We start from the raw sequence: 21,559 nt of genomic DNA, 5'->3' as shown, positions 1-21,559 counted from the left end.
AGATTCCGACTAACAAAGCAACAACTCACAGACTATTTAAAGCTGGATGAAATTTAGGATTAGCGAGATCGCAGATTTGTTGAAATATAAAGTAAAGCGCCCCTCCCTAGCTTTGGCAATGTCGCTTTTGTGGCTGTGCGCCCTTAGCTGGGTAGCATTCTTATGGAATTTGGGACATGGCGGCTTAGTTGATGAGACAGAACCGTTATTTGCTGAAGCCGCCCGCCAGATGACAGTGACAGGAGACTGGATTACCCCCTATTTCAATGGTCAAACGCGCTTTGACAAGCCACCTTTAATTTACTGGTTGATGGCGATCGCCTATCATACCATCGGCGTTAACATTCTTGCGGTGCGCCTTCCCTCCGCAGTCGCCGCGATCGCCCTTACCTGTCTTGGATTTTATACCCTTTACTATTGCAAGAGAGATGGGGAGATGGGGAGATGGGGAGCGGGGGAGATGGGGAGCAGGGGAGCGGGGGAGCGGGGGAGCGAGGGAGATGGGGGAGATGGAGGAGATGAGGAAGTTAAATCTTCCCTACCTTCTCCATCCTCCCCATCCTCCCCATCCTCCCCATCTCCCCCATCTCCCGCCCCCCTGCCCCCCCGCTCCCCTGCCCCCTTGCTCAAGAGCTCCCTCTTAACCGCTGGCATTGGTTCTGCTCTCATCGCCTTAAATCCAGAAACGATCGCTTGGGGAAGGATTGGCGTGTCAGATATGCTGCTGACAGGCTGTATGGGTTGTGCTCTGTTCGCGTTTTTTCTGGGATACGTAAAGGAAGAAGAAAAGAAGCAGCAGGAAGAACAAGCACAGCTCGAAATCGTGCAGAATTGGGAGGAAACAAGCAATTTCGGGGAAGTCTTGCCCAGAACAAAGCAATCTCTTAAAACTCAATCGAAACTCTCCCCTTGGTATTTAGCTTTTTATATCTTGATAGCATTGGCAATTCTCAGCAAAGGCCCAGTCGGGATCGTCTTGCCAGTAATCATTATTGGCAGCTTTACACTCTACCTCGGTAATGTTCGAGAAATTTGGCAGGAAATGTGCCTTCTACGTGGCATATTAATTATTCTCGCCATTTCTTTACCTTGGTTTATTCTCGTTACCTTAGCCAATGGCGAAGCTTACATTGATTCCTTTTTTGGTTATCACAATTTTCAGCGCTTTACGCAGGTAGTCAACCGTCACGGGGCTCCCTGGTATTTTTACTTTTTGGTGGTGCTAGTTGGTTTTGCTCCTTGGTCTATTTATTTGCCCTGCGCGATCGCACGTCTGCGATTTTGGCAGCGTAGCTATTGGTGTCGCCAACCTCGCAAAGCTCAATTAGGTTTATTCGTCTTCTGTTGGTTTGCCTGTATCTTTGGTTTCTTCACCGTTGCTGTAACTAAACTTCCTAGTTATGTATTGCCTTTAATGCCAGCCGCAGCAATATTAGTAGCATTATTGTGGAGCGACATCATCGAAGAGAAAGCAAGGGGTAAGGAAGAAGGAAGAACGCTGGAATTAGGTAACGTACAAGCTTTAAACGAGGAGCTATCGGTAGGTAGCGATCGCGAGCTTTTAGCAAAGCAAGGAAGAAGACCGAAAAAAGTAGGAAGAAAGCAAGATGCTCTGCCTCTTTCCCTCTTTCTTTCATTCATTTTTAATATAGTATTTTTGCTGGTTTTAGCTGGGGCGATTTTATACAGCTTCAACTGGTTGGGAAACGATCCAGCAATGCCGAATTTTTCGCAAGCATTTCAAAAATCTGGTTTAGCGATCGTGGGAGGAGCAATTTGGGCGATTGCTGCTGTGGTGGCGGCAATTCTTCTTTGGCGGCGGCAAGAGGAGGGGATTTTTACTGTTAACTTGGTTGGATTAGCTGCATTTCTGATCTTTACGATCGCTCCCGTCTACAATCTACTCGATGAGCAACGACAGCTACCTCTACGACAATTAGCACATACCGCTGTTCAAGAAAAACTCCCGGCGGAAGAGTTAATTATGATTGGTTTTCCTAAACCCAGTCTTGTATTTTATACCCAAGATTCTGTTACTTATTATCGGCTGACAAGAGCTGGAATAGAGTACATCCAAAAATCTCAGAACCAGTCTCCGCCGTCTGTGCTCATTTTGGGATACCCGGAAAAGTTTACTCAAATGGGACTGCAACCGAATCAATACCAAATTTTAGACGCTAAAGGAGCCTACCAACTCGCCAGAGTTCCCAAACAAATTTTCTGATGGGGTGAGAGCCCTCATCATCAATTCACCTTTCTAAAAAAAATTACTTTTGTACTTTTGAGTAAGCTTCTTTTGAGTAAACTTCGCTATATAGGCTTTCGTATAGCTCCATAATATCTATAGGCAGGTCGTCCCAGAAACCAGGTTTTTGCGATCGTATGTGCGTCGGGGCAAAGTATTTTCGTCAAAAAACCCGGTTTATGAGGTTGGGTGCGTAAGTCCTGCATTAGCCATTAGCTATTACCAATTATGAATGCGGATTTTACCGATTACACGAATTACACGGATTATCCCTCTTTTGTCACTTTGGGGAGATAATTTTCTGGAACTACTGGTTTGTAAGGCTTTCGCCTTGCGAACCCTAAATTATTGACAATAGCTAAAATCCAGCGATCGCAAGGCGAAAGCCTTTTTCTCTGCTCGAAGTGACAAAAGAGGGATTAGTTAGAAGTACGATCGTTTAGTCTGTGAAATCATAGGAATCTGTAAAATCTGTGTATCCCAATTACCAATTACCAATTACCAATTACCAATTACCAATTACCCATTCCTAGACAATATATTGAGAATTAATTGGCTTAGCCCGATTTGTGGCTACCAAAGTCTGGTAAATTAGAGCTGAAATCTCAGCGCGGGTAATAGATTGGATTGGTGAGAGCCGAAGGCGAACAGGATAATTAACCACCATCTTCTTGTCAGTTGCCGTTGCGACCGGCCCATCGGCGTAATAGGGGATTTGTGTGCGATCGCTATACACATTTAAAGAATTTAGATTACCACCAGTCAGTTGTAAACCATTCACCAAAGAGACAATCGCCTCAACGCGAGTTAAATTCTGATCCGGCCGAAACTTCAACCCCGGAAACCCAGCCAAAAACCCCGCCTGATTTGCCTTTAAAATCGCCGACCTAGCCCAAAAAGTAGCAGAAACATCGATAAAATTCGTAGCAGCTACTCTCGGAATTAAATCAAAAGCCTTAGCTAACAACGCCGCATATTGAGCGCGAGTTAAAAGGTCATTCGGCTTAAACGTGCCGTCAGGAAACCCACTAATCATATTGGCATCGATCAGCCCTTGAATAAAAGCCTGTGCCCAATGCCCATTAATATCGGCTAATTTTGTTACAGGGGAACCTCCGCCCATTTTCACCGCCGCCTGCACCGCCTTAAAAGCATTCACCTTGCCGTACCCAAACCAGTCACAGCGACCATAAGTATTGTAAGTACCCAGCCGCGTCCCAAACTGGGGGTCAGGGTCAGTATCCACAATCTTATCCGTCGTTTGCTGGAGAATCGTCCGTACTTCCTGTGCAGTCAAGTTAGGATTTGCCGAGAGCACCAAAGCTGCAACTCCCGCGACTACTGGAGTAGCACTAGAAGTACCACCAAAATAAGCAGTATAGTCTCCTCGATCGTAGCCAACTCCCCCTACTCGGTCAGCAGTGAATACCCCTAAACCAGGTAGTGCGGTAGTCACCTCTGGAGGCGTACTCACAAATCCAGTTTCTTGTAGCCAAATTCCCGGCGGGGCGTTATTGCTGGGAGCGCAGACAGAGATACCGCTACCCCAATTGCTGTAAGCGGCTTTTTTACCCAGGGAAGTGCTCGCGGAAACGGTGATTACATCTGGGTGGACGGTGAAGCCTCCCAGCCATTTAGTTTGACCGCTGAGTATGTTTTTCGGCCAGCCAGCCTCATTAATTGTGCCGTTGACAGGACGGTTGGCATTACCCGCAGCAAAGACGATTACGCAGCCTTTGCCATTGCGTCCTTGGGTAGCGGCTCTGGAAATGGCTGCACTCTGTCGGAGGGATAGGGGGAAGTAAACGGCACTAGGCCCCCAACTGCAAGAAATGACTGAGGCTCCTTTGTTAATGGCCCAGTTAAATATCTGTTCGATGGAATCGTCGTCTAGGTAGCCTGTAGTGCGGATGGGCATCAGGGCGCAGCCGGGGGCGACACCGACTATACCGATGCCATTTTCTTCTGCGACTGCGACACCAGCGCAAGATGTGCCGTGATTGTCTGACTCTGCTACTGGCAGGGGCGAAAAGTCGTTATCTTTTAAGTCTAAAGGGGCGACTATTTTGCCTGAACCTTTAAAGTCAGGGTGGTTGGTGTCAACGGAGTCGTCTGCGATCGCAATAATTACAGAACGAGTACCGCGAGTTATGTCCCAAGCTTGCTCAGCAGAGATGTGGGAACCAGTACCCAGTTGACTGCCACCTTTATTATTGAGATACCATTGCTTGCTATAAAGCGTGTCGCGCGGAATGTAGTGCTGCTGAGCTTGTACGGCGATATTCGGTTCAGCTACTAAAACTTCTCGGTATCGCGTCAGGCGGTTAGCGATTTTAAGGGGATTTTCTGTAGATTCTTTGGTAACTTGGCAGACGAAGGCATTGGGTACGCCGGGTATGGGGCGGACTATTTGCAATCCGACAAAAGATGCGATCGCCTCGCGGGCTGCGAGCTCCACTCCCTCGGCAAATTGAACCGTGATTTGGTCTGTCAAGTAGAATAACGTAGCCGGATTATCTATGGGGTGGTAGACATGGCTAGCAAAAACTACTGTATCTAACGAGCGAACCGTCTGCATAGCTGCGTCCCGCTCGGCTGGATCGATCGTAAATTCTTCTAAGTCACTTTGCGGTACAGTTCCTTGCAGCTTTCCTGGGATTTGGGATGCCCAATTTTGAACAGTTGTTGCTTGGGGGGACATACGCACCGTAAAGCGATCGCTTGCCTTGGTGAGGGCTAATTCTTCACCCCCCCGCTGCAAAATGAATCCCACACTTTCTTCTGGGACTCCAGTGCCTTGGTACTCTTGTAAAACTGCGGGGGACGGGTTAACTGGCGATGTCATCGGAAATAAACCTGTTTGCTTTACTTTAAGTCTTTAGTTTATAGTTCCTACGTTCAGACTATCTTTTCGGTACACTCTGATTAAAAACATAAATTTTGCGTAATTCTACCAGATTTAGATCGCAAATAGTGGTAAGATCGCCAGACACTTAAATTTTTTATTGCCGCCAACGGGCAAAGTTACTTCATGGTACACTCTGGAACTGTTTGCCTCCTACGCTCCACCGCCCGGATTACTCTTGCGGTAGTGGCAGCCTTAACCTTGCTGCAACCTCTCCGCGTCCAGGCACAGCAATCTCCTCTGCCAGAGAACCGAGACGCGGCCGATCCTCTCGATCCGACCGATCCGAACAATCTCCGCCCTGCGGGGCCAGACAGCCTTCTGAGTATACCAGGAGGACAGCGTTTAATGTCTGAGGCCAGCACTGCCATTTCCGATCAGAATTATGTTCTAGCAGCCCAAAAACTCCAAGAGTCCCGTCAAGTTTTCAATCAGTTGTCTAATTTTTACCAACAACTGGCAACAGCTTTTTCCGGGATTGACAACCGTCTGGCCGACACCAACCGCACAAAGGCGCTAGAAACAGCCCAGATGCGGGACGAAGCCACCTATAGGCTAGCGTTGGTACACCGGGCCCAAAATAAGCCGGAACTGGCAGTTCCCCTGCTAATTCAGATTATCCGCTCTCAGCAGCCTACTCGCGACTTGGGAAAAAAAGCTTACCAGCAGTTATTAGAACTGGGGTTTGTGGATGTACCCTATCCCCGGCCCGCCCGTGACGCTCAGCCGAGTTCGTCAACCAAATAATTCAATTAAAATCTAAATTGCAGCACTCTATCAGATATCGACAATGGTTAACCCATCTCAAGTAGTGGCGATGATCCAGGCTGGATTGCCTGACGCTAAAGTACAAATAGACGATTTGACGGGCGGTGGCGATCACTATCAGGCGATCGTAGTTTCTTCAGAGTTTGAAGGAAAAAGCCGAGTCAAACAGCACCAATTGGTTTATAGTACCCTCAAAGAAGCAATGGCGAGTGAAGCCATTCATGCTCTAGGGTTGAAAACCTACACTCCCACAGAATGGGCAGCGGAAAGTTAAGTTGTTAACAGTTAACAGTTAACAGTTAACAGTTAACTGACTATCTAGATTTTTTCAGACTGAAAATAACACAACAAAACAAGTTGAGGCACAACCATGAGTACGGCAGCACACGACAAAATTGAAAGCTTGGTAAAGCAAAATAAAGTCTTGGTTTTTATGAAGGGAAATAAGTTAATGCCCCAGTGTGGTTTCTCTAACAATGTGGTGCAAATTCTTAATACCTTGGGAGTCCCTTTTGAGACAGTTGATGTTTTAGCAGACCCCGAAATTCGTCAGGGAGTTAAGGAGTATTCTAACTGGCCGACGATTCCTCAAGTTTATATCAACGGCGAGTTTGTTGGTGGCTCAGATATTATGATCGAGCTCTATCAGAAGGGTGAATTGCAGGAAATGGTAGAAGTGGCTTTGGCTTCCTGAAGAAAACGAAGAAAACTTTATTGTTTTCACTGTTAAGCATTAGTAGCTTGACTAGAGTTTAGTCACGATTTTTTATTAACGTTTAAATTGCTACTAGCGAGGGAATAAAACCCATAGCCAGTAGCAATTTTTGGTTAAAATTGAATCTATTAAATAGACTATCTCACCTACTACAAAGCTACAAAGCAGCTAATAGTATCCAGATTCGGGTTGCGTCAGCGGCATTTCAAAATTCGAGGGGTCGTAGATATAGCGAGTAGCTTCCTCCTCTAACCTATGGATTAGATAAGGTTCGATCGCATTTGTATGTCTTAAAGCAGCTAAATAACCGTCTAAGTACAGCCGCAAGTCATCGAAGCGATAGCCTCTATTCCACATTTCGACTAGGGCATCGGTGAGTTTTTGGTAGTGGCGGATGGTGTGAGTATCTTGAAGCATGGTGTGAAGTTGAAATCGTTTAGGGTTTATATCTACATGACTGGCGGGTTGACAAACAGGTTTCTTTTTAGCTGAGTTGGCTCGAAAGGAGCCATTTTTGCCTGTTAATTCCGACTTTGGGGGAAAAGCTACCTTGGAGGGGAACTTTACCGATTTGTGTCCCTTCCTAATACCCCACTTACACCTAGATGGTTCCGTATGCGCCTCATCAAGTCAGGATTTTGGTAAATTTTGCGCTCAAACTGGATAAAAGATCCTGCAATTGAGCTGAGAGTTTGTGGAAGTCTAATTTGAGCTGAGTGATTTGTCAACTCCCAACAACAAGGCTGATGAGTGGGACTGTGAATTTTAATAAAGAGTTTTGGCATGGGGGGTTGGGCTGTGGGGAGACTACTACTTTCATTCTATGACAACCCGGAGATGGCTCTAAGCTTTCTGAGAAGTGAGACTTAAAAGTTGACCAAATCTTTAAAATTGTGGTGTAGAGCTTTTTCTGGGCTTTAAATGAAGCTAACGCTTGCGTAGCGACGGTTACAAAACCATGACAAAAGCTCTGATAATCTGGTAACAATTAGTGATATGGGAAACGAGCCTCTGTGGGATCTGCTTGTATTTCGATTATTGAAGGAAATCCGCACCTCCGATCGCTCTTAGGCTGGCACCTACAGCAGGTCGGGTTTTGGGTACACCAATCAGCCGACATCCATCATGCTAGGGAAATATTTTATACTCGCCAGCCTTCCCTAGTCATTCTTGACGCAGAACTGCCCGATGGAGACGGGTTAGAATTTTGCCGATGGCTCCAGCAACAGCAGCAGTCGCTAATTTTGATGCTCTCTGCTCGCAATGCCGAAGCTGATATTGTAGAAGGTTTGCGATCGGGAGCTGATGATTATTTAACAAAACCCTTTGGGATGCAAGAGTTTATGGCTAGGGTGGAGGCTCTGATGCGGCGCAACCGCAATACGATCCCTCCTGCTACTTTGGATTGTGGGGAACTCAAAATTGACTTGGTACAGCGCCGGGTTCGGTTGCAGGGGGAACATATCGATCTCACTCCTCAAGAATTTAGCTTGCTCTATGTGCTAGCTCAAGCTGGAGGAGTACCGCTGTCGCGATCGGATTTGTTACGGAGAGCTTGGCCAGATTCTATTGATAATCCACGAACTATTGATACTCATGTGCTGTCTCTGCGTAAAAAGATTGAGCTCGATCCCCGACAGCCTAGTGTGCTGCAAACTGTTCGCAATGTTGGCTATCGTCTGAATCTGGATATTCTAAATGGGAATGAATTGTATATGCCTGCAAAACAAACTCGGCCTGCGGGAGTTTCAACTGCAACTTAATTTATGGTTGCGAGAATTGGTAATTGGTAATGGGTAATTGGTAATTGGTAATTAAAATCTATTAATCTAATGGGCGATTGAAATCGCTGCTACACAAAGGAAGTCCGCCTGCGCGGACTGTGGAGTTTTTTAACCTGCTTAGGCGGTTTTGTGTATGTGGACGCGATTTCAATCGGTGGGTCAATCTAAGCCCATTCTTGTGATTCTTGTATTTCGGCTTCGATTAAACTTTGCCGTAAATTTACCCAATTTATTTGACTTGCGATCGCATCTTCAATCAGTCTTCCGCTTTGCAAGTGTAGAACTCGTGTAGAAAATTGCTCTGCTAATTCTAGTTGGTGATTCACCATCAGTATAGTCATGCGATCGCTAGTCGCTAGCTGTGCTAATACTTGTAAAACTTGGTGGGATCTGCCAGCGTCTAGGGCGCTTGTGGGTTCGTCTAGGAGTAAAATTTGGGGTTGGATAGCTACAGCACGCGCGATCGCTACTAATTGCCTCTGTCCCGCAGACAACTGTAACTCCGTCCGCTCTAGCCATTGTTGCGGAATGTGCAGCATTTCGATCGCTAAGTTTTGCCGCTTGAGGATTTCTGAAGCCTCTAGTCCCCGCAATTTCAAGGGATAAGCTAAAGCCTCTCGTACTGACATCCCTAAAAGCTTTGATTCTTGCAGCACTAGGGTGACAGTTTGTCGCAACGCGATCGCCGGAATTTGTTTATATTCTCGATTTTCTAGATAAATTGCACCTGTTGCAGGTTCACTCAGTCGATTTAGTAGTCGTAAGAGGGTAGATTTACCAGCACCAGAAGGGCCAACAATTGTGACGCGATCGCCTCTTGCTACGTTAAATGAAATATCTTCCAATAAATACTTGGAAGCTAAAGGGGTACTTACACTAACCTTTTTGACTCGTAATTGAGGAATACCTTCCTCAATTAGCTGCGAACTAGAAATTTCTGAAAGATTACCCATTATAAAAGAAGGGGCTAGGGGCTAGGGGCTAGGGGAAGAGGGGGAGATGGGGAGCAGGGGAGCAGGGGAGCAGGGGAGATGGGGGAGATGGGGGAGATGGGGAAGATGGGGAAGATAGGGAAGATAGGGAAGGTAAGTAGGAGGGATTAGCCATTAGCAATTAGCCATTAGCGATTAGCCATTACCAATTACCAATATTATTCTTCTACCCGATAGCCTAATTCTGCCAATCGGGTGCGGGACTGTCGCCATTTGGGTTGCACTTTGACAAATAGTTCTAGATGTACTTTGCCGTCAATTAACTTTTGAATTTGCTGCCGTGCTGCACTGCCAATTTCTTTAAGCATACTGCCGCCTTTACCAATAACAATACCTTTTTGGGAATCGCGTTCGACGTTGATGGTGGCGAGTACGCGGGTAATGGTGGGTGCTTCTTCTACGATGTCGATCGCGATCGCTACTGAGTGGGGTATTTCTTCACGGGTTAGCAGTAAAATTTGCTCTCGGATTAGTTCCCCCATGATGAAGCGTTCGGGTTGGTCAGTAACCAAATCGGGGGGATAGTAATAGGGGCCCGGTTCTAAGTGTTCGATTAATATTTGTTGCAGTGCTTCCACTCCCTCGCCGGTGAGGGCAGAAAATTTGACTATCGGCCACTGTTTGGCTTCAATTAGCTGAGTGTAGGTATTATCAAGCTGTGCTTGGGACTCTGAGGGTTGTTGGTCGGATTTATTCAGGCCGAGAATAACTGGGGTTTGGGTATTGACTAGGAGATCGACGATATAGCGATCGCCACCGCCAGCGGGTACAGAAGCATCTACCACAAACAGCAGCACATCAACGGAGTGAATGGCTAGTTGAGCATTGTGAACCAATACCTTACCTAGTTGGTGGTGTGGCTTGTGGATTCCAGGGGTATCTACAAAAATAATCTGTGCTTCTTCCGTTGTCAGAATTCCCCGCAGTCGGTTGCGAGTTGTCTGAGCCACTGGAGAGGTAATGGCTATTTTCTGCCCCACCAGTTGATTCATCAAAGTCGATTTACCAACGTTAGGCCGTCCGATAATGCCTGCAAAGCCTGATTTGTAGCCCGCAGGAGCGGCGGGAATCATTGTACTTAACAAGTCTATGCCTGTGCTGTCTTCCACTACAATCACCAAATTTCCAAGCCGGTTCTCTCTATTGTCGCTTGAGAAGGCCAAGAGTGGTAATTTACAAGCATTGTGTCTTGTTTGCCAAGCTAGAATCACAGGCTCTTAAACGGTAAGTTAACTGCGATCGCTATTTTTCGCTAACTCTGGGTACACAAAGCTTGATATCTGGGAGAAAATTTGATAAGGTTCCCAAGGACATCTTGTGGAAATAAATCAATCTTGTCAATCCCAAAACCTGATGGGGCGATCGTTTTGGATGATAGAATCTCAAGATCAACTGAGGCGATTCTACAGTTTTGGGTTGAAGTTGGTTTTAAATTTTCTGGGGATGTCTGATATAAGTTTAGGTAGGTTAGAATCGACCTCAAAGGCTCAAAAGTATCAGGCGCTTCTTCAATGGAAGGTAGATGACTTTTTTGGGTCTAGATACAAACGTGCAAATTCTATAAAGAGGAGACGAGTATTGTGAAATCAAAATTCTTTTGGGGTTGCTGCACCGTTCTATTAGCCAGTATACCCTTACCAGCTTTGGCACAATCAAATTTTGACTACAAGGGTGGCTCGATGAAGTATCAGGCGCTACCAGGTAAACTACCTGATAGAACATTGCCAAAAGCCTTTGATTTTCCGGTGATTACCAATGTTGCGACTGATACAACTGTAACTACAGATCACCCTCTCACGGATCAGTTCCGTCCCGCTGCAATTCCTCAAGGGTTGACTGCGGATGATGTCCCCCGGATTAGATCGGAATATACCGCAGCACTTTCTGCTTGGGGTGAATCTGTTAGAGCTTGCTTGAAGAAACAACCTCGCTTGATCCGAGTTAGTACGGGTAATCCTGTGCAGATTAATGGTGCTGTGGGTACGATTGTGAGAAATGCTAATAATCGTGCTGTTTGCCGATAAGTAATTTGTCGGTTTGACTTTTTTGTAGGGTAATTGCCTAACAAGGTTGTAAATTTTAAACAGCGTCTTTCTTTTATAAGAAAGATGCTTTTTTTGTTTTAATGTATCATTAAAACGTAATAATTTTTCTGTCATTTTTCCCAGAATTTTAGCCTTTAGTCAAAACAAATACACTCCCCTCATTCCCGCGCCCAATCCGTAAATCGCTATCTAAATAAGTAATATCTAACCATCCCTGCTGTTCTCGACTATCTAACTTAAAATCGGCAGCAGCAAACTTTTTACCTGCCTCAATTTGAGCGATGAAATCTGCCGGCGATTCATAGTTAATTAGCCGCTGTAAACCGACAATTGAGCGTTCAAACTTGACCTGAACTCGCTTTTCTGAAACCACCTCAAATCTAGCAGCTACGCTGACTATTCCTTCAACAAAAGGCAAGCCGTAAAGTTCGGCAATGTTGTAAACTTTTGCTTCATTAGCGCGGATAGATTGATAAATTTGACCCAATTTAATCAAGGGCAATTTATCAAATCCCAACAATCCGTTACTGGTAGTGTATAGTAAGCGCCAATCGCCATTTAAGAGTTCAGTAGCCTCGACAGGACGCGGAGTGGGGTTGTAGTCTTCGAGTTGCGCGATCGCAGCTAAAATTGCTTGCTTATCAGTCTCTGTAGCTAGCAAACCCCGATTCTTACCTGCGATCGCCTCTAATAGTGTAGATTTTCCAATCATAACTTTTTGTTAGTTGTTAAGTGTTAATTGTTAGTTGTTAATTGTTAGTTGTTAGTTTCGATCATTACGTTGGCGAAGGCTGTATGTAGCGCTTGCCAATTGAAGCACTCACAAGGTATCCGATTCAATAATATATATTCTATACTATTGTCAGCCAATCTAACCACAATTTTTTCACAAAGTTAAGCTTGGGAAACCCTGAAGTAATCTTAACAGGACTTACCCAAAATTATCTGTAACGCCGCCTTCCAGGCGGTTAAATTTACCGCCTAGAAGGCGGCGTTACGGGGTTTGTGGGAGTCCTACTTAAGCTATTGCGATTGCTTCGCAGAGTTCGCAATGACAGTTGACAGTTAACAGTTAACAGTTAACTAAGATATCAAATTTCATCAGATAGAGCAGAGTCCGACGAAGATATGCTAATTCTTTGTCATTTGTAGCATAGCGTCTGAGAATTTCCCCGACACTCATAGCGCCCTCTTGTTTAATCGCATCCACAATATCTATCTGAATAGTAACAGGTATTCTCCTTTCTGAACCAAAGCTAGTTATCCACATATTCTGGATTTCCTTCAACCGTTCCGGTGTCGCCATCTTACCTAAACTAATTACCATTTCATTGCTGAGGTTTTTACTGGGATAGTGGCTAAATGGCCTAAATGGATCGTCGCAAAGTGGATAAGGTGGTCTATCTGATTTTAAAGGCATAGATTCCGGCATGGTAGCCCGTATTTCTGCTAATTCCTTCCACAACTGCTCATAAGCAGCAATTACCACTTTCCAATCATAAATTTCCTTGACGCGCTGCCGCCCATTTTCTCCCATTTTGCGCCTTAATTCACTACTAGCAATTAATTTGTTCAATACCTCTGTACAGGCATCAATATTAACTGCTGTCACCATTGAAGTATGACCCATATAAGTTGGCCAATTTAAGCTGTTATCAGCATAGTTGATTGTCAAATCTAAGCAAGAACCTGCTGCGGGGCTCACGGTGGGAATTCGGAAACCATCTATTTCATGCCGGACAGATTCTTTGTAGCCGTTCCAATCTGAAACAACTGCTGGCAAACCATTAGCCATTGCTTCAATTGGTGTCAGCCCAAAACTTTCTTGAATGTTGTCTGATAAGGAAATAAAAATATCAGCAGCCGACCAAATATTTGATCTGATTTCCGGTTTGCGCCCATCCACAAAAACATGATTTACTGAGGGACAAAAAGCCTGAGCGCTACTTTTAAATTCTGGTTCTTCTCGCGGATCTTCAATCCAACCAGCCTGGATTAAATGAAGTTTAGCATTTGCCTTTTGTGCTGCCCTTTCTAGAGCCATATACATTGGTACTGGATGAGCTTTTGCAGAGAAAGTTAATCGCCCAACAAACAAGACTACAATATCCTTGGCAGGAATTCCAAGTGCTTGTCGTTGCTGGTTGCGAGCATTAATTGCTTCAAGACCTTGGGGAAAAATACTACAATCAACTCCCAGGGGAATAATGGGCAATTTGATGGAAGTTTGAGGTTGGCCACCAGTGCGATTTGCTAAATATTCTGCCCAATTTTCTAATACTGCCTCTACTGCTACTTTAACAGCTAGAGAAGTGCAGATTAAAGCATCCCAAGGTTGAACTGGTGCTATTAGTAATTCGCCGATTCTTTCCATCACGTACTTAGTCGCGATCGTGTGAGTAACGCCGCAAATACTATAAGCTCGCTGGTTGGCAAATCGACGCACCCATGCCATCTCGGAGAGATTAGGATCGGGTCGATAAAGTAGGCCAGGTTGAGCTAGCAAGTGAGGTTCGGCGGTGGGAATCCACCGGACTTTTCGAGGTTGTTCTAACCAAGGACGGATGCGATCGCAAAACTCGCTAAAGGTCTCTTGGCTTTCTGTGTAACAGTAGAGATATTCACCAGTTCCGTGTTGCACTAAGCTTTTGAGAAACCCTTCTCCTGCCGAATGGCGGCCGAGAAGTCTGGTTCCGCTGGTGTCGTAACCGTCCTTTGTGTACCAAATAGCTGCACTAATAGTCATTTTCTGATTTATTGTCCGATAGGATAGTGTTAGATTAAAATATCTAGGGGCAAATCGGCTGAGGGAGACTGGGGACTAGCCGCACGAAGCGGATGCGCGATCGCAGATGGGCGGATATTCAACAATCCCAATTCCTAAGACCCACACCATAAGCCAAATGCCTTCTACCCTATCGCGTTTTTTGGATAAATAATCAATGTATAACCCTTCTCTGCGTCAAATACCTCGCCATGAGCCTGCTGAGGTCATTCCTCTAAAGCAAGAATCTTCGCTTCTAGAGTGGTTGGAAGCAACAGGTCGCCTGTTGGCGCGGGATAACCAAGAACCCGATTATGTCTTAGATGCAGAACCAGAAATCACAGATTTGATGGGCGGTGATGATAGTCCTTATGATGACCTTGATGATGATGTTGAGGACGCGATCGAAGTAGATGACGATATGTAAGAACGAAGGAAGAAGGAAGAAGGAAGAAGGAAGAAGGAAAATTAAATTGAATAGGAATGCTGATGTCATTGCGTTGGCGTAGCCTGCGCGTAGCGCTTGACTTTGTGAATCAATCTTTCCTCTTAATTGTTTGATCCTCAGTTCATAATTCCTAATTAAATTTTCTCTTTCTCCCTACTTCCCAATTCATGATTCCTGATTTTGTGATTTTTCAATGGATATATTTTAGGGAGTGGTGAGGAAGATTTTGTGGACGAAAAACTATCTTTTAGCAAGCCTTTTAACCTTTCAGGAACAACCCTATTATTGTTGCTGGGGCTGTGCTTAAGCGTTTCCGCCATTGGTTTAGATTGGACTGCTGGGAGATTTTTAAATATAGAGCAATCTCTATTTCTACCCCTAGCTATTTCTGCTGTAGCTGTAACTATTTTAGGCTACTGGATTGTGCCTTTACTCCAGCAGCTCAAAGCAGGGCAAATAATTCGCGAAGACGGCCCGCAAGCTCACTTGCAGAAGGCGGGAACGCCAACAATGGGCGGCATATTTTTTGTGCCTACGGGGGTGGCGATCGCGCTTTTATGGTCTAAGTTTAACTCCGATGTTATTGCTGTATCAGTTGTAACCTTAGCTTATGCTTTCATCGGCTGGCTAGATGACTGGCAAATCCTCCGCCGCAAGTCTAACAAAGGCATTTCACCGCAGATGAAATTGGCATTGCAAATTAGTTTTTCTGTCCTATTTTGTCTCTGGCTAGCATTTCGCCAACCGACAATTCTCACAACTGTTGCTTTGCCTTTTGGTGTAGCATTACCCTTGGGTTTGTTATTCTGGCCCTTAGCTACATTTGTATTAGTAGCCGAAAGCAATGCTACAAATATTACCGACGGTATTGATGGATTAATGGGCGGTTTAGGTGCGATCGCTTTCCTGGGTTTAGGTGCATCTGTTGCAGAGATTTCCCCAGAATTAATGATTTTTTGCGCCTGTATTAGCGGCAGTTGCTTAGGCTTTGTTACTCAGAATCGCAACCCTGCCCGCGTGTTCATGGGCGATACAGGAGCCTTAGCTTTAGGAGGTGCTTTAGCAGCTATTGCACTTCTTACTAATACTCTGTGGTTACTATTAATTATCAGCGGGATTCTATTTGTAGAAACGATGTCAGTAATCGCCCAAGTTGGCTATTACAAAGCTACGAAAGGACCCGACGGTGTGGGTAAACGCTTGTTAAAAATGGCTCCATTACATCATCATTTAGAACTGTCTGGATGGTCAGAAACTCAAGTTGTTGGTAGCTTTTACGCAATTAATCTGATTCTAGTTATCATCAGCTTAGTCATCAGTCATTAAACCTTTGGCAGTAGAGTAAGTTACAAAAACCGACTGTTTTCTTTGATAACTTACGTAACGCCGCCGTCGCTTGCGGTAAATTACCGAGCGAGGGCGGCCTTACGAAACATCTTTCCTCAAAGTTTTGGCAGTTGCTATAATTATCTAAAATGGCTGAAAATAAAAAAATGAAATATTTAATTAAGTAGGTGGACATAAATAAACGCTATAAAATGCACAGGTGGGCGCTCGCCGCAACCATCTTCTTCTATGAGTTACAGGCAATGCGCGGCGAGCGCCCACCCGGAGTTTAATTATGTCCGACTACTTATCTACAATGCTAGAAACTAGCTAGGCTGAAAATTTGCATTCAATTTACATTGCATTATCTCTATTCGCATAATTTCGCAGAATGTAGAAGCTAATAAACTTAATTATATAAGTAATTAATAATATGCTAATACCTTTGTTTTTGCTAGATAGCCAAAGTCTATATAGAGAGAAAAAGAAAGGGTAAATACTTCGAGATCCGAGCTAATATGTATTACATGATACTGTGCTTATCAGCTAATTCATATATCATTAAATCTAGGGTGCTAATTAACAATAAAAATTTTGTATTTACCGTATAAACTTGGAACTATTCACAACAGCGTTCATGTTTTTTTGTTGAGTAAACTTATCATTGATTATGGCTGCACCAAACCGCAAGATTGTTAAAGAGCGGCGAGACTACAATACTTGGGTAGCTAATGAAACCCTAGAAGATTATTCGCTCCGCTACGCTCCCAAATCCTTCAGGAAATGGTCAGAGTTTCTAGTTGCCAACACTGCTATAGGAGGTATTTCTTTTCTAGCTCTAGAGGCCATCGGTGGTTCCCTGCTAATTAGTTATGGTTTTGCTAACTCTTTTTGGGCAATTATTACTGTCGGCACAATTATTTTTCTTGCAGGTTTGCCAATTGCCTACTATGCTTCAAAATATAATATTGATATAGATTTATTAACGAGAGGAGCAGGATTTGGTTACATTGGCTCTACAATCACCTCGCTGATTTATGCTTCCTTTACATTTATTTTCTTTGCCTTAGAAGCAGCGATTATGGCTCAGGCATTGGAACTATATTTTCACCTATCTTTACCCATCGGCTATGTACTTTGTTCCCTAATTATTATTCCCTTAGTTTTTTACGGAGTGACATTAATTAACCAGTTGCAGTTGTGGACTCAACCCATCTGGCTAATATTAATGATTGCTCCCTATATTTTTGTGCTTTACAAAGAGCCTAATGCTCTTGCCAATTGGTTTAAATTTGCCGGAGAATCACCGAGCGGAGCGGCATTTGATCCGTTATTATTTGGTTCAGCAGCAACGGTATCTTTTTCTTTAATTGCTCAATTAGGCGAACAAGTTGACTATCTACGTTTTCTCCCAAATCAGGAAAAAGATAATCGTTTTCGGTGGTGGATCGCAGTAATAGTAGCTGGGCCCGGCTGGATAGTTTTGGGAGTAGCAAAACAGTTAGGAGGAGCATTTTTAGCATCTTTGGCGATTAGTCACGGCGTGGCGATTGCTAGTGCTAAACAGCCAATTCAAATGTATTCAGCAGGATTTGCCTATATATTTTCTAATCCCAGCGTGGTTTTATCTATTGCTACACTATTTGTGATTATTTCCCAAATCAAAATCAATGTTACCAATGCCTATGCAGGCTCGTTAGCTTGGTCAAACTTTTTTTCTCGACTCACTCACAGCCATCCGGGGAGAGTGGTTTGGCTGGTTTTCAATGTTGCGATCGCGTTATTGTTGATGGAGATGGGAGTCTTTGAAACCCTAGAAGCCGTTTTGGGACTATACTCGAATGTGGCGATTGCTTGGATTGGAGCTTTAGTAGCGGATTTAGTAATTAATAAACCACTAGGCTTAAGCCCATCGTACATTGAATTTAAACGGGCTTATCTCTACAATTTCAATCCCGTAGGATTTGGCTCAATGGCGATCGCCTCCACGATCTCAATCATCGCTTTTGTGGGAATTTTTGGCATTTATGCTCAGGCTTATGCACCTTTTATTGCCCTAGTGTTAGCCTTTATTCTATCTCCAATTATAGCTGTAATTACTCAAGGTAAGTATTACATTGCCCGCGAAAATGTTTATCGGCAAACAGCTAAATTTGACTCTGTTTTTGATTCCCCGGATTTACTAACTAATAGTCTTAAATCTCGCTCGGCTCTAGCTTCCCTTCTTAAGGAGGGAATCTTAACCCCGGTTTTTAAGAGAGATTGGGGAGAACTCAGCATCAGTCAAGAATCTTTGATACCTTGCTGTATTTGCGAACAGAAATATGAGCCAGCAGATATGGCATTTTGCCCGGTTTATGACGGAGCAATTTGTTCGCTTTGTTGTAGCTTAGATGCTCGGTGCGGAGATAAATGTAAGACTGCAAGTGCGACGATAGAAACTATGACTCTGGCCATTGGGCAATCTATTTTTAAAGAAAAATTTTCTCCGCGTTTAGGTCTTAGGCTGGCAACATTTCTAGAGATTTTTGTGTTAATCTCTTCTTTAACAGGAGCAATCTTTGGTTTAGTTTACTATTTAGGAGTTGTCCGATCTCCTGAAATTCCAGAAACGACTGCTGAGGCATTAATCGGAGTTTTTCTGTTACAGTATGCCTTGTTGTTAGTGTTAACTGGTATTGCTACTTGGTGGTTAGTGTTAAGCGAAGAGAGTAGGGAGTTAGCAGAAGCAGGATTGGATAAGCAAAATCTGCAACTTCAACAGGAAATTAGAGAGCGACAACGAGCAGAAACAGCTTTGCAACAGCTCACTCGCGATCTAGAAAGCCGTGTCGAGGAACGCACTGCTGAATTGTCAGAAGCTCTGAGCAATTTAAAATACGCTCAAGCGCAGTTAGTTCAGACTGAAAAGATGTCTAGCTTAGGACAACTTGTAGCAGGAATTGCACACGAAATCAATAATCCTGTTAACTTTATTTATGGAAATTTAGAATATATTAGGATATATGTTCAAGATTTACTAGATTTGATTGCAATTTATCAAGCTGAGTTTCCGCAAGCAACTCCTCAAATTCAGGAGAAAATTGAAGAAATGGAACTGGAATTTCTTCAGGGAGATTTACTGAAAATATTATTATCTATGAAGGTAGGATCGGAACGCATCCGAGGAATTGTAATGTCTTTGCGGGTTTTTTCGAGATTAGATGAGTCCGATCTTAAAAGTGTGGATATTCATGAGGGATTAGACAGTACGTTGATGTTGTTAGGACATCGCCTCAAAGCCAATCCAGATCGTCCAGAGATTAAAATAATTAAGGAGTATGGAAATTTACCATTAGTCAAGTGCTATGCCGGACAATTAAATCAGGTATTTATGAATATTTTTACTAATGCAATTGATGCCCTGGAAGAACAGAATTTAGGTCGTACTCTGTCCGATATTAAAGTCAATCCTAATTTAATTACAATTCATACAGCCATTATCAATGAAGGCGCTCGCGTCGAGATTCGGATCGGAGATAATGGAGTGGGAATGTCGCCCAAGGTTCGGGAGAAAGTTTTTGACTATTTGTTTACAACAAAAGCTGTTGGTAAAGGGACGGGTTTAGGTTTGTCTATTAGCTATCAAATTGTGGTGGAAAAACATCGGGGAACTTTGACTTGTAAATCAGAAGTTGGGCAAGGGACGGAGTTTATAATTGCTATTCCTATTTGTTAAGGAATAGACCTTTTGAAAAAATATCGTGGCGATTGAAATCGCGCCTACACAAATAAAGTCCGCCTACGCGGACTAATATGGAGGTTTGTTGAATGATTTCTGTGGTGATTCCTATTTATAATGGCGAGAAAGATTTGCCAGATTTAATTAATTGCCTGAAAGCTCAAACTTATCCAGCCCAGCAAGTAGAGTATTTACTGGTAGATAATAAAAGTAGCGATCGCACTCCTGCCATTCTCACAGCCGCCGCCACAGCTACAATTATTATTCACTCCCTCACCGAAAATAAAATTCAAAGTTCCTATGCTGCCCGCAATACAGGCATTCGCGCCTCCCAGGGTGATATAATTGCTTTTACCGATGCCGACTGTCGGCCTCAACCAGAATGGTTAGAAACTTTAATTAGGCCATTTGCCGATCGCGATGTGGGAATTGTTGCTGGTGAAGTGAGCCCCCTTCCCGGTAAAACTATTTGGGAACAACACGCCGCGATTGAGGATACTCTTTCCCAGAAACATACTTTAGCTCATCCTTTTTGTGCTTACGGTCAAACTGCGAATTTAGCTGTTCGTAGGCAAGTTTTGGAAAAAGTGGGTTTATTTCGTCCTTATCTTACCACTGGTGGCGATGCTGATTTCTGTTGGCGAATTCTGCGCGAGACTTCCTATAGATTAGAGTTTGCTGAAGATGCGATCGTCCGTCATCGACATCGATCTAGCTTCCAGCAATTGCAAAGTCAGTGGCGGCGTTATGGGGAGTCAAATAGGTATTTGCACGAACTGCACGGGGTCGATTTGATGCGAGAATTAACAGCAGGGGAATATTTTTATCGGTTATCGCGATGGTTGTTGAAAGAATTGCCGATCGCATCCTCCAAAGCGATCGCTGGCAAAGCCAATCTAGCAGAATTATTCCATACTCCCATTGGCTTGTGCAACGTTTGGGCGCGATCGCGCGGACAACAACAAGCAAAACTCCCAGAAAAAGCCTGGGAAATTGAGCGATTTTAGCAGGAGGAGATTAGAAACCGGGTTTCTTAGAAAAATCTCCGATTCTCTGCGGAGATTCTATGAAGAAACCCGGTTTCTTTCCATGAGACTTATTCTACAGCCCCATTCGAGCTGCTATGCGAGATTTTATCCATTCTATTGATGCTGGTGTCGGCTGAGTCGCTTTCCAGGCGGGACGCGCTATCAAGCGATCGCACCAAGCATTCAATTTCGGATAGTCACTCAAAGAAACACCACCTCTCGGTAGCCAAGGTATAACAGTACCCGCAACCACCTCAGCGAGAGTTAAATTTTCGCTACCAAAAAAAGGGCGATCGCCTAATAAATTCTCAAAAAACTTTAGCACTGTCGCAATTTTCTGCAAAGCGATCTCGATTTTTTCCGCGTCACCTCCAGGCAAACCTAACATCTGTGGAGATAGTACCATCACAGCAGGCGACAACTCATTTACTGTCACCATTTGCACCATCCGCGCGATCGCGATTTCCTTTGCATCTTTTGGCAACATTGTCGGTGTAGGGTACTTTGCCTCTAAATAATCCAGAATTGCCAAAGATTCAACTACATTAAAGCCGTCATCTACCAAAACTGGAATATGGTGGAAAGGGTTAATTGCCAAAAACTCTGGCTTGAACTGATCCCCATCTAAATTCATCTCTATCAGTTCAAACTCAAGTCCTTTTTCCAGCAGTGTAATCCAAACGCGGCGCGAATTGAAAGAAATCGGCTGGTGATAAAGCGTCAGCATGGGAAAACCTCAAAGTTTTTTGAATAGAGTCTACAATTCTAACTCTAACACTAATAATTATGCCCGACTACTTAAATAGTCAGATATAAAT

Annotated in this window: 17 protein-coding genes; 10 read left to right on the top strand and 7 right to left on the bottom strand. The window is 44.0% G+C overall.

What is annotated here, in order from left to right:
- Window positions 1-46: 46 nt before the first annotated feature.
- Window positions 47-2,224: an ArnT family glycosyltransferase gene (locus OSCIL6407_RS36820; protein WP_019486792.1), complete on the top strand. Its 2,178-nt coding sequence runs from the start codon at window positions 47-49 to the stop codon at window positions 2,222-2,224.
- A 550-nt stretch (window positions 2,225-2,774) separates the two neighbouring features.
- On the opposite strand, the gene OSCIL6407_RS0100315 is transcribed toward OSCIL6407_RS36820, so the two are convergent.
- Window positions 2,775-5,090: a S8 family serine peptidase gene (locus OSCIL6407_RS0100315; protein ID WP_007352904.1), complete on the bottom strand. Its 2,316-nt coding sequence runs from the start codon at window positions 5,088-5,090 to the stop codon at window positions 2,775-2,777.
- Between the two features lie 186 nt (window positions 5,091-5,276).
- On the opposite strand from OSCIL6407_RS0100315, the gene OSCIL6407_RS0100310 reads away from it, so the two are divergent.
- The 3 genes from OSCIL6407_RS0100310 (at window position 5,277) to grxD (ending at window position 6,612) form a co-directional block, all read left to right on the top strand.
- A complete protein-coding gene (locus OSCIL6407_RS0100310) occupies window positions 5,277-5,897 on the top strand; it encodes a hypothetical protein (RefSeq protein WP_007352905.1) in 621 nt (206 codons plus the stop codon).
- A gap of 43 nt (window positions 5,898-5,940) precedes the next feature.
- Window positions 5,941-6,192, top strand: a complete 252-nt coding sequence (locus tag OSCIL6407_RS0100305; RefSeq protein WP_007352906.1) for a BolA family protein — start codon at window positions 5,941-5,943, stop codon at window positions 6,190-6,192.
- Between the two features lie 96 nt (window positions 6,193-6,288).
- On the top strand, window positions 6,289-6,612 hold the full coding sequence (grxD, locus tag OSCIL6407_RS0100300; protein WP_007352907.1) for a Grx4 family monothiol glutaredoxin: 324 nt from the start codon (window positions 6,289-6,291) through the stop codon (window positions 6,610-6,612).
- A gap of 189 nt (window positions 6,613-6,801) precedes the next feature.
- On the opposite strand, the gene OSCIL6407_RS0100295 is transcribed toward grxD, so the two are convergent.
- Entirely contained in the window at window positions 6,802-7,050 is a 249-nt protein-coding gene (locus OSCIL6407_RS0100295; RefSeq protein ID WP_007352908.1) for a DUF6761 family protein, read from the bottom strand.
- Window positions 7,051-7,646: 596 nt separating this feature from the next.
- Between OSCIL6407_RS0100295 and OSCIL6407_RS0100290 the strand changes: the two genes are divergently transcribed.
- Window positions 7,647-8,396, top strand: coding sequence for a response regulator transcription factor (locus tag OSCIL6407_RS0100290; protein ID WP_007352910.1), 750 nt, complete (start codon window positions 7,647-7,649; stop codon window positions 8,394-8,396).
- A 185-nt stretch (window positions 8,397-8,581) separates the two neighbouring features.
- Here OSCIL6407_RS0100290 and OSCIL6407_RS0100285 read toward each other — a convergent pair whose 3' ends face one another.
- Both OSCIL6407_RS0100285 and era read right to left on the bottom strand, forming a co-directional pair.
- The gene (locus tag OSCIL6407_RS0100285) at window positions 8,582-9,370 is read right to left on the bottom strand and encodes an ABC transporter ATP-binding protein (RefSeq protein ID WP_007352911.1); all 789 of its coding nucleotides are present in this window, start codon (window positions 9,368-9,370) and stop codon (window positions 8,582-8,584) included.
- A gap of 197 nt (window positions 9,371-9,567) precedes the next feature.
- Window positions 9,568-10,482, bottom strand: coding sequence for a GTPase Era (era, locus tag OSCIL6407_RS0100280; protein WP_148288828.1), 915 nt, complete (start codon window positions 10,480-10,482; stop codon window positions 9,568-9,570).
- A gap of 507 nt (window positions 10,483-10,989) precedes the next feature.
- Between era and OSCIL6407_RS0100270 the strand changes: the two genes are divergently transcribed.
- Window positions 10,990-11,433: a hypothetical protein gene (locus OSCIL6407_RS0100270; protein ID WP_007353809.1), complete on the top strand. Its 444-nt coding sequence runs from the start codon at window positions 10,990-10,992 to the stop codon at window positions 11,431-11,433.
- A gap of 148 nt (window positions 11,434-11,581) precedes the next feature.
- Here OSCIL6407_RS0100270 and OSCIL6407_RS0100265 read toward each other — a convergent pair whose 3' ends face one another.
- On the bottom strand, window positions 11,582-12,166 hold the full coding sequence (locus OSCIL6407_RS0100265; RefSeq protein WP_007353810.1) for a PAP/fibrillin family protein: 585 nt from the start codon (window positions 12,164-12,166) through the stop codon (window positions 11,582-11,584).
- Window positions 12,167-12,526: 360 nt separating this feature from the next.
- A complete protein-coding gene (locus OSCIL6407_RS0100260; RefSeq protein ID WP_007353811.1) occupies window positions 12,527-14,200 on the bottom strand; it encodes a glycosyltransferase family 4 protein in 1,674 nt (557 codons plus the stop codon).
- 196 nt (window positions 14,201-14,396) lie between these two features.
- Between OSCIL6407_RS0100260 and OSCIL6407_RS0100255 the strand changes: the two genes are divergently transcribed.
- The 4 genes from OSCIL6407_RS0100255 (at window position 14,397) to OSCIL6407_RS0100240 (ending at window position 20,720) form a co-directional block, all read left to right on the top strand.
- Window positions 14,397-14,645: a DUF3134 domain-containing protein gene (locus OSCIL6407_RS0100255; RefSeq protein ID WP_007353812.1), complete on the top strand. Its 249-nt coding sequence runs from the start codon at window positions 14,397-14,399 to the stop codon at window positions 14,643-14,645.
- Between the two features lie 249 nt (window positions 14,646-14,894).
- Entirely contained in the window at window positions 14,895-15,992 is a 1,098-nt protein-coding gene (gene mraY, locus OSCIL6407_RS0100250) for a phospho-N-acetylmuramoyl-pentapeptide-transferase (RefSeq protein WP_007353813.1), read from the top strand.
- A gap of 670 nt (window positions 15,993-16,662) precedes the next feature.
- Window positions 16,663-19,710 (top strand): ATP-binding protein, encoded by a 3,048-nt coding sequence (locus OSCIL6407_RS0100245; RefSeq protein WP_007353814.1) that lies wholly within the window; start codon window positions 16,663-16,665, stop codon window positions 19,708-19,710.
- A gap of 92 nt (window positions 19,711-19,802) precedes the next feature.
- Window positions 19,803-20,720, top strand: coding sequence for a glycosyltransferase (locus tag OSCIL6407_RS0100240; protein ID WP_007353815.1), 918 nt, complete (start codon window positions 19,803-19,805; stop codon window positions 20,718-20,720).
- Window positions 20,721-20,814: 94 nt separating this feature from the next.
- Here OSCIL6407_RS0100240 and OSCIL6407_RS0100235 read toward each other — a convergent pair whose 3' ends face one another.
- A complete protein-coding gene (locus OSCIL6407_RS0100235; RefSeq protein WP_007353816.1) occupies window positions 20,815-21,468 on the bottom strand; it encodes a glutathione S-transferase family protein in 654 nt (217 codons plus the stop codon).
- Window positions 21,469-21,559 lie beyond the last annotated feature (91 nt).

This window comes from Kamptonema formosum PCC 6407, from assembly GCF_000332155.1.
GTDB lineage: Bacteria > Cyanobacteriota > Cyanobacteriia > Cyanobacteriales > Microcoleaceae > Kamptonema > Kamptonema formosum.
Note: the sequence above shows the minus strand (reverse complement) of the source record. Positions and strands in the feature narration are given on the sequence as shown.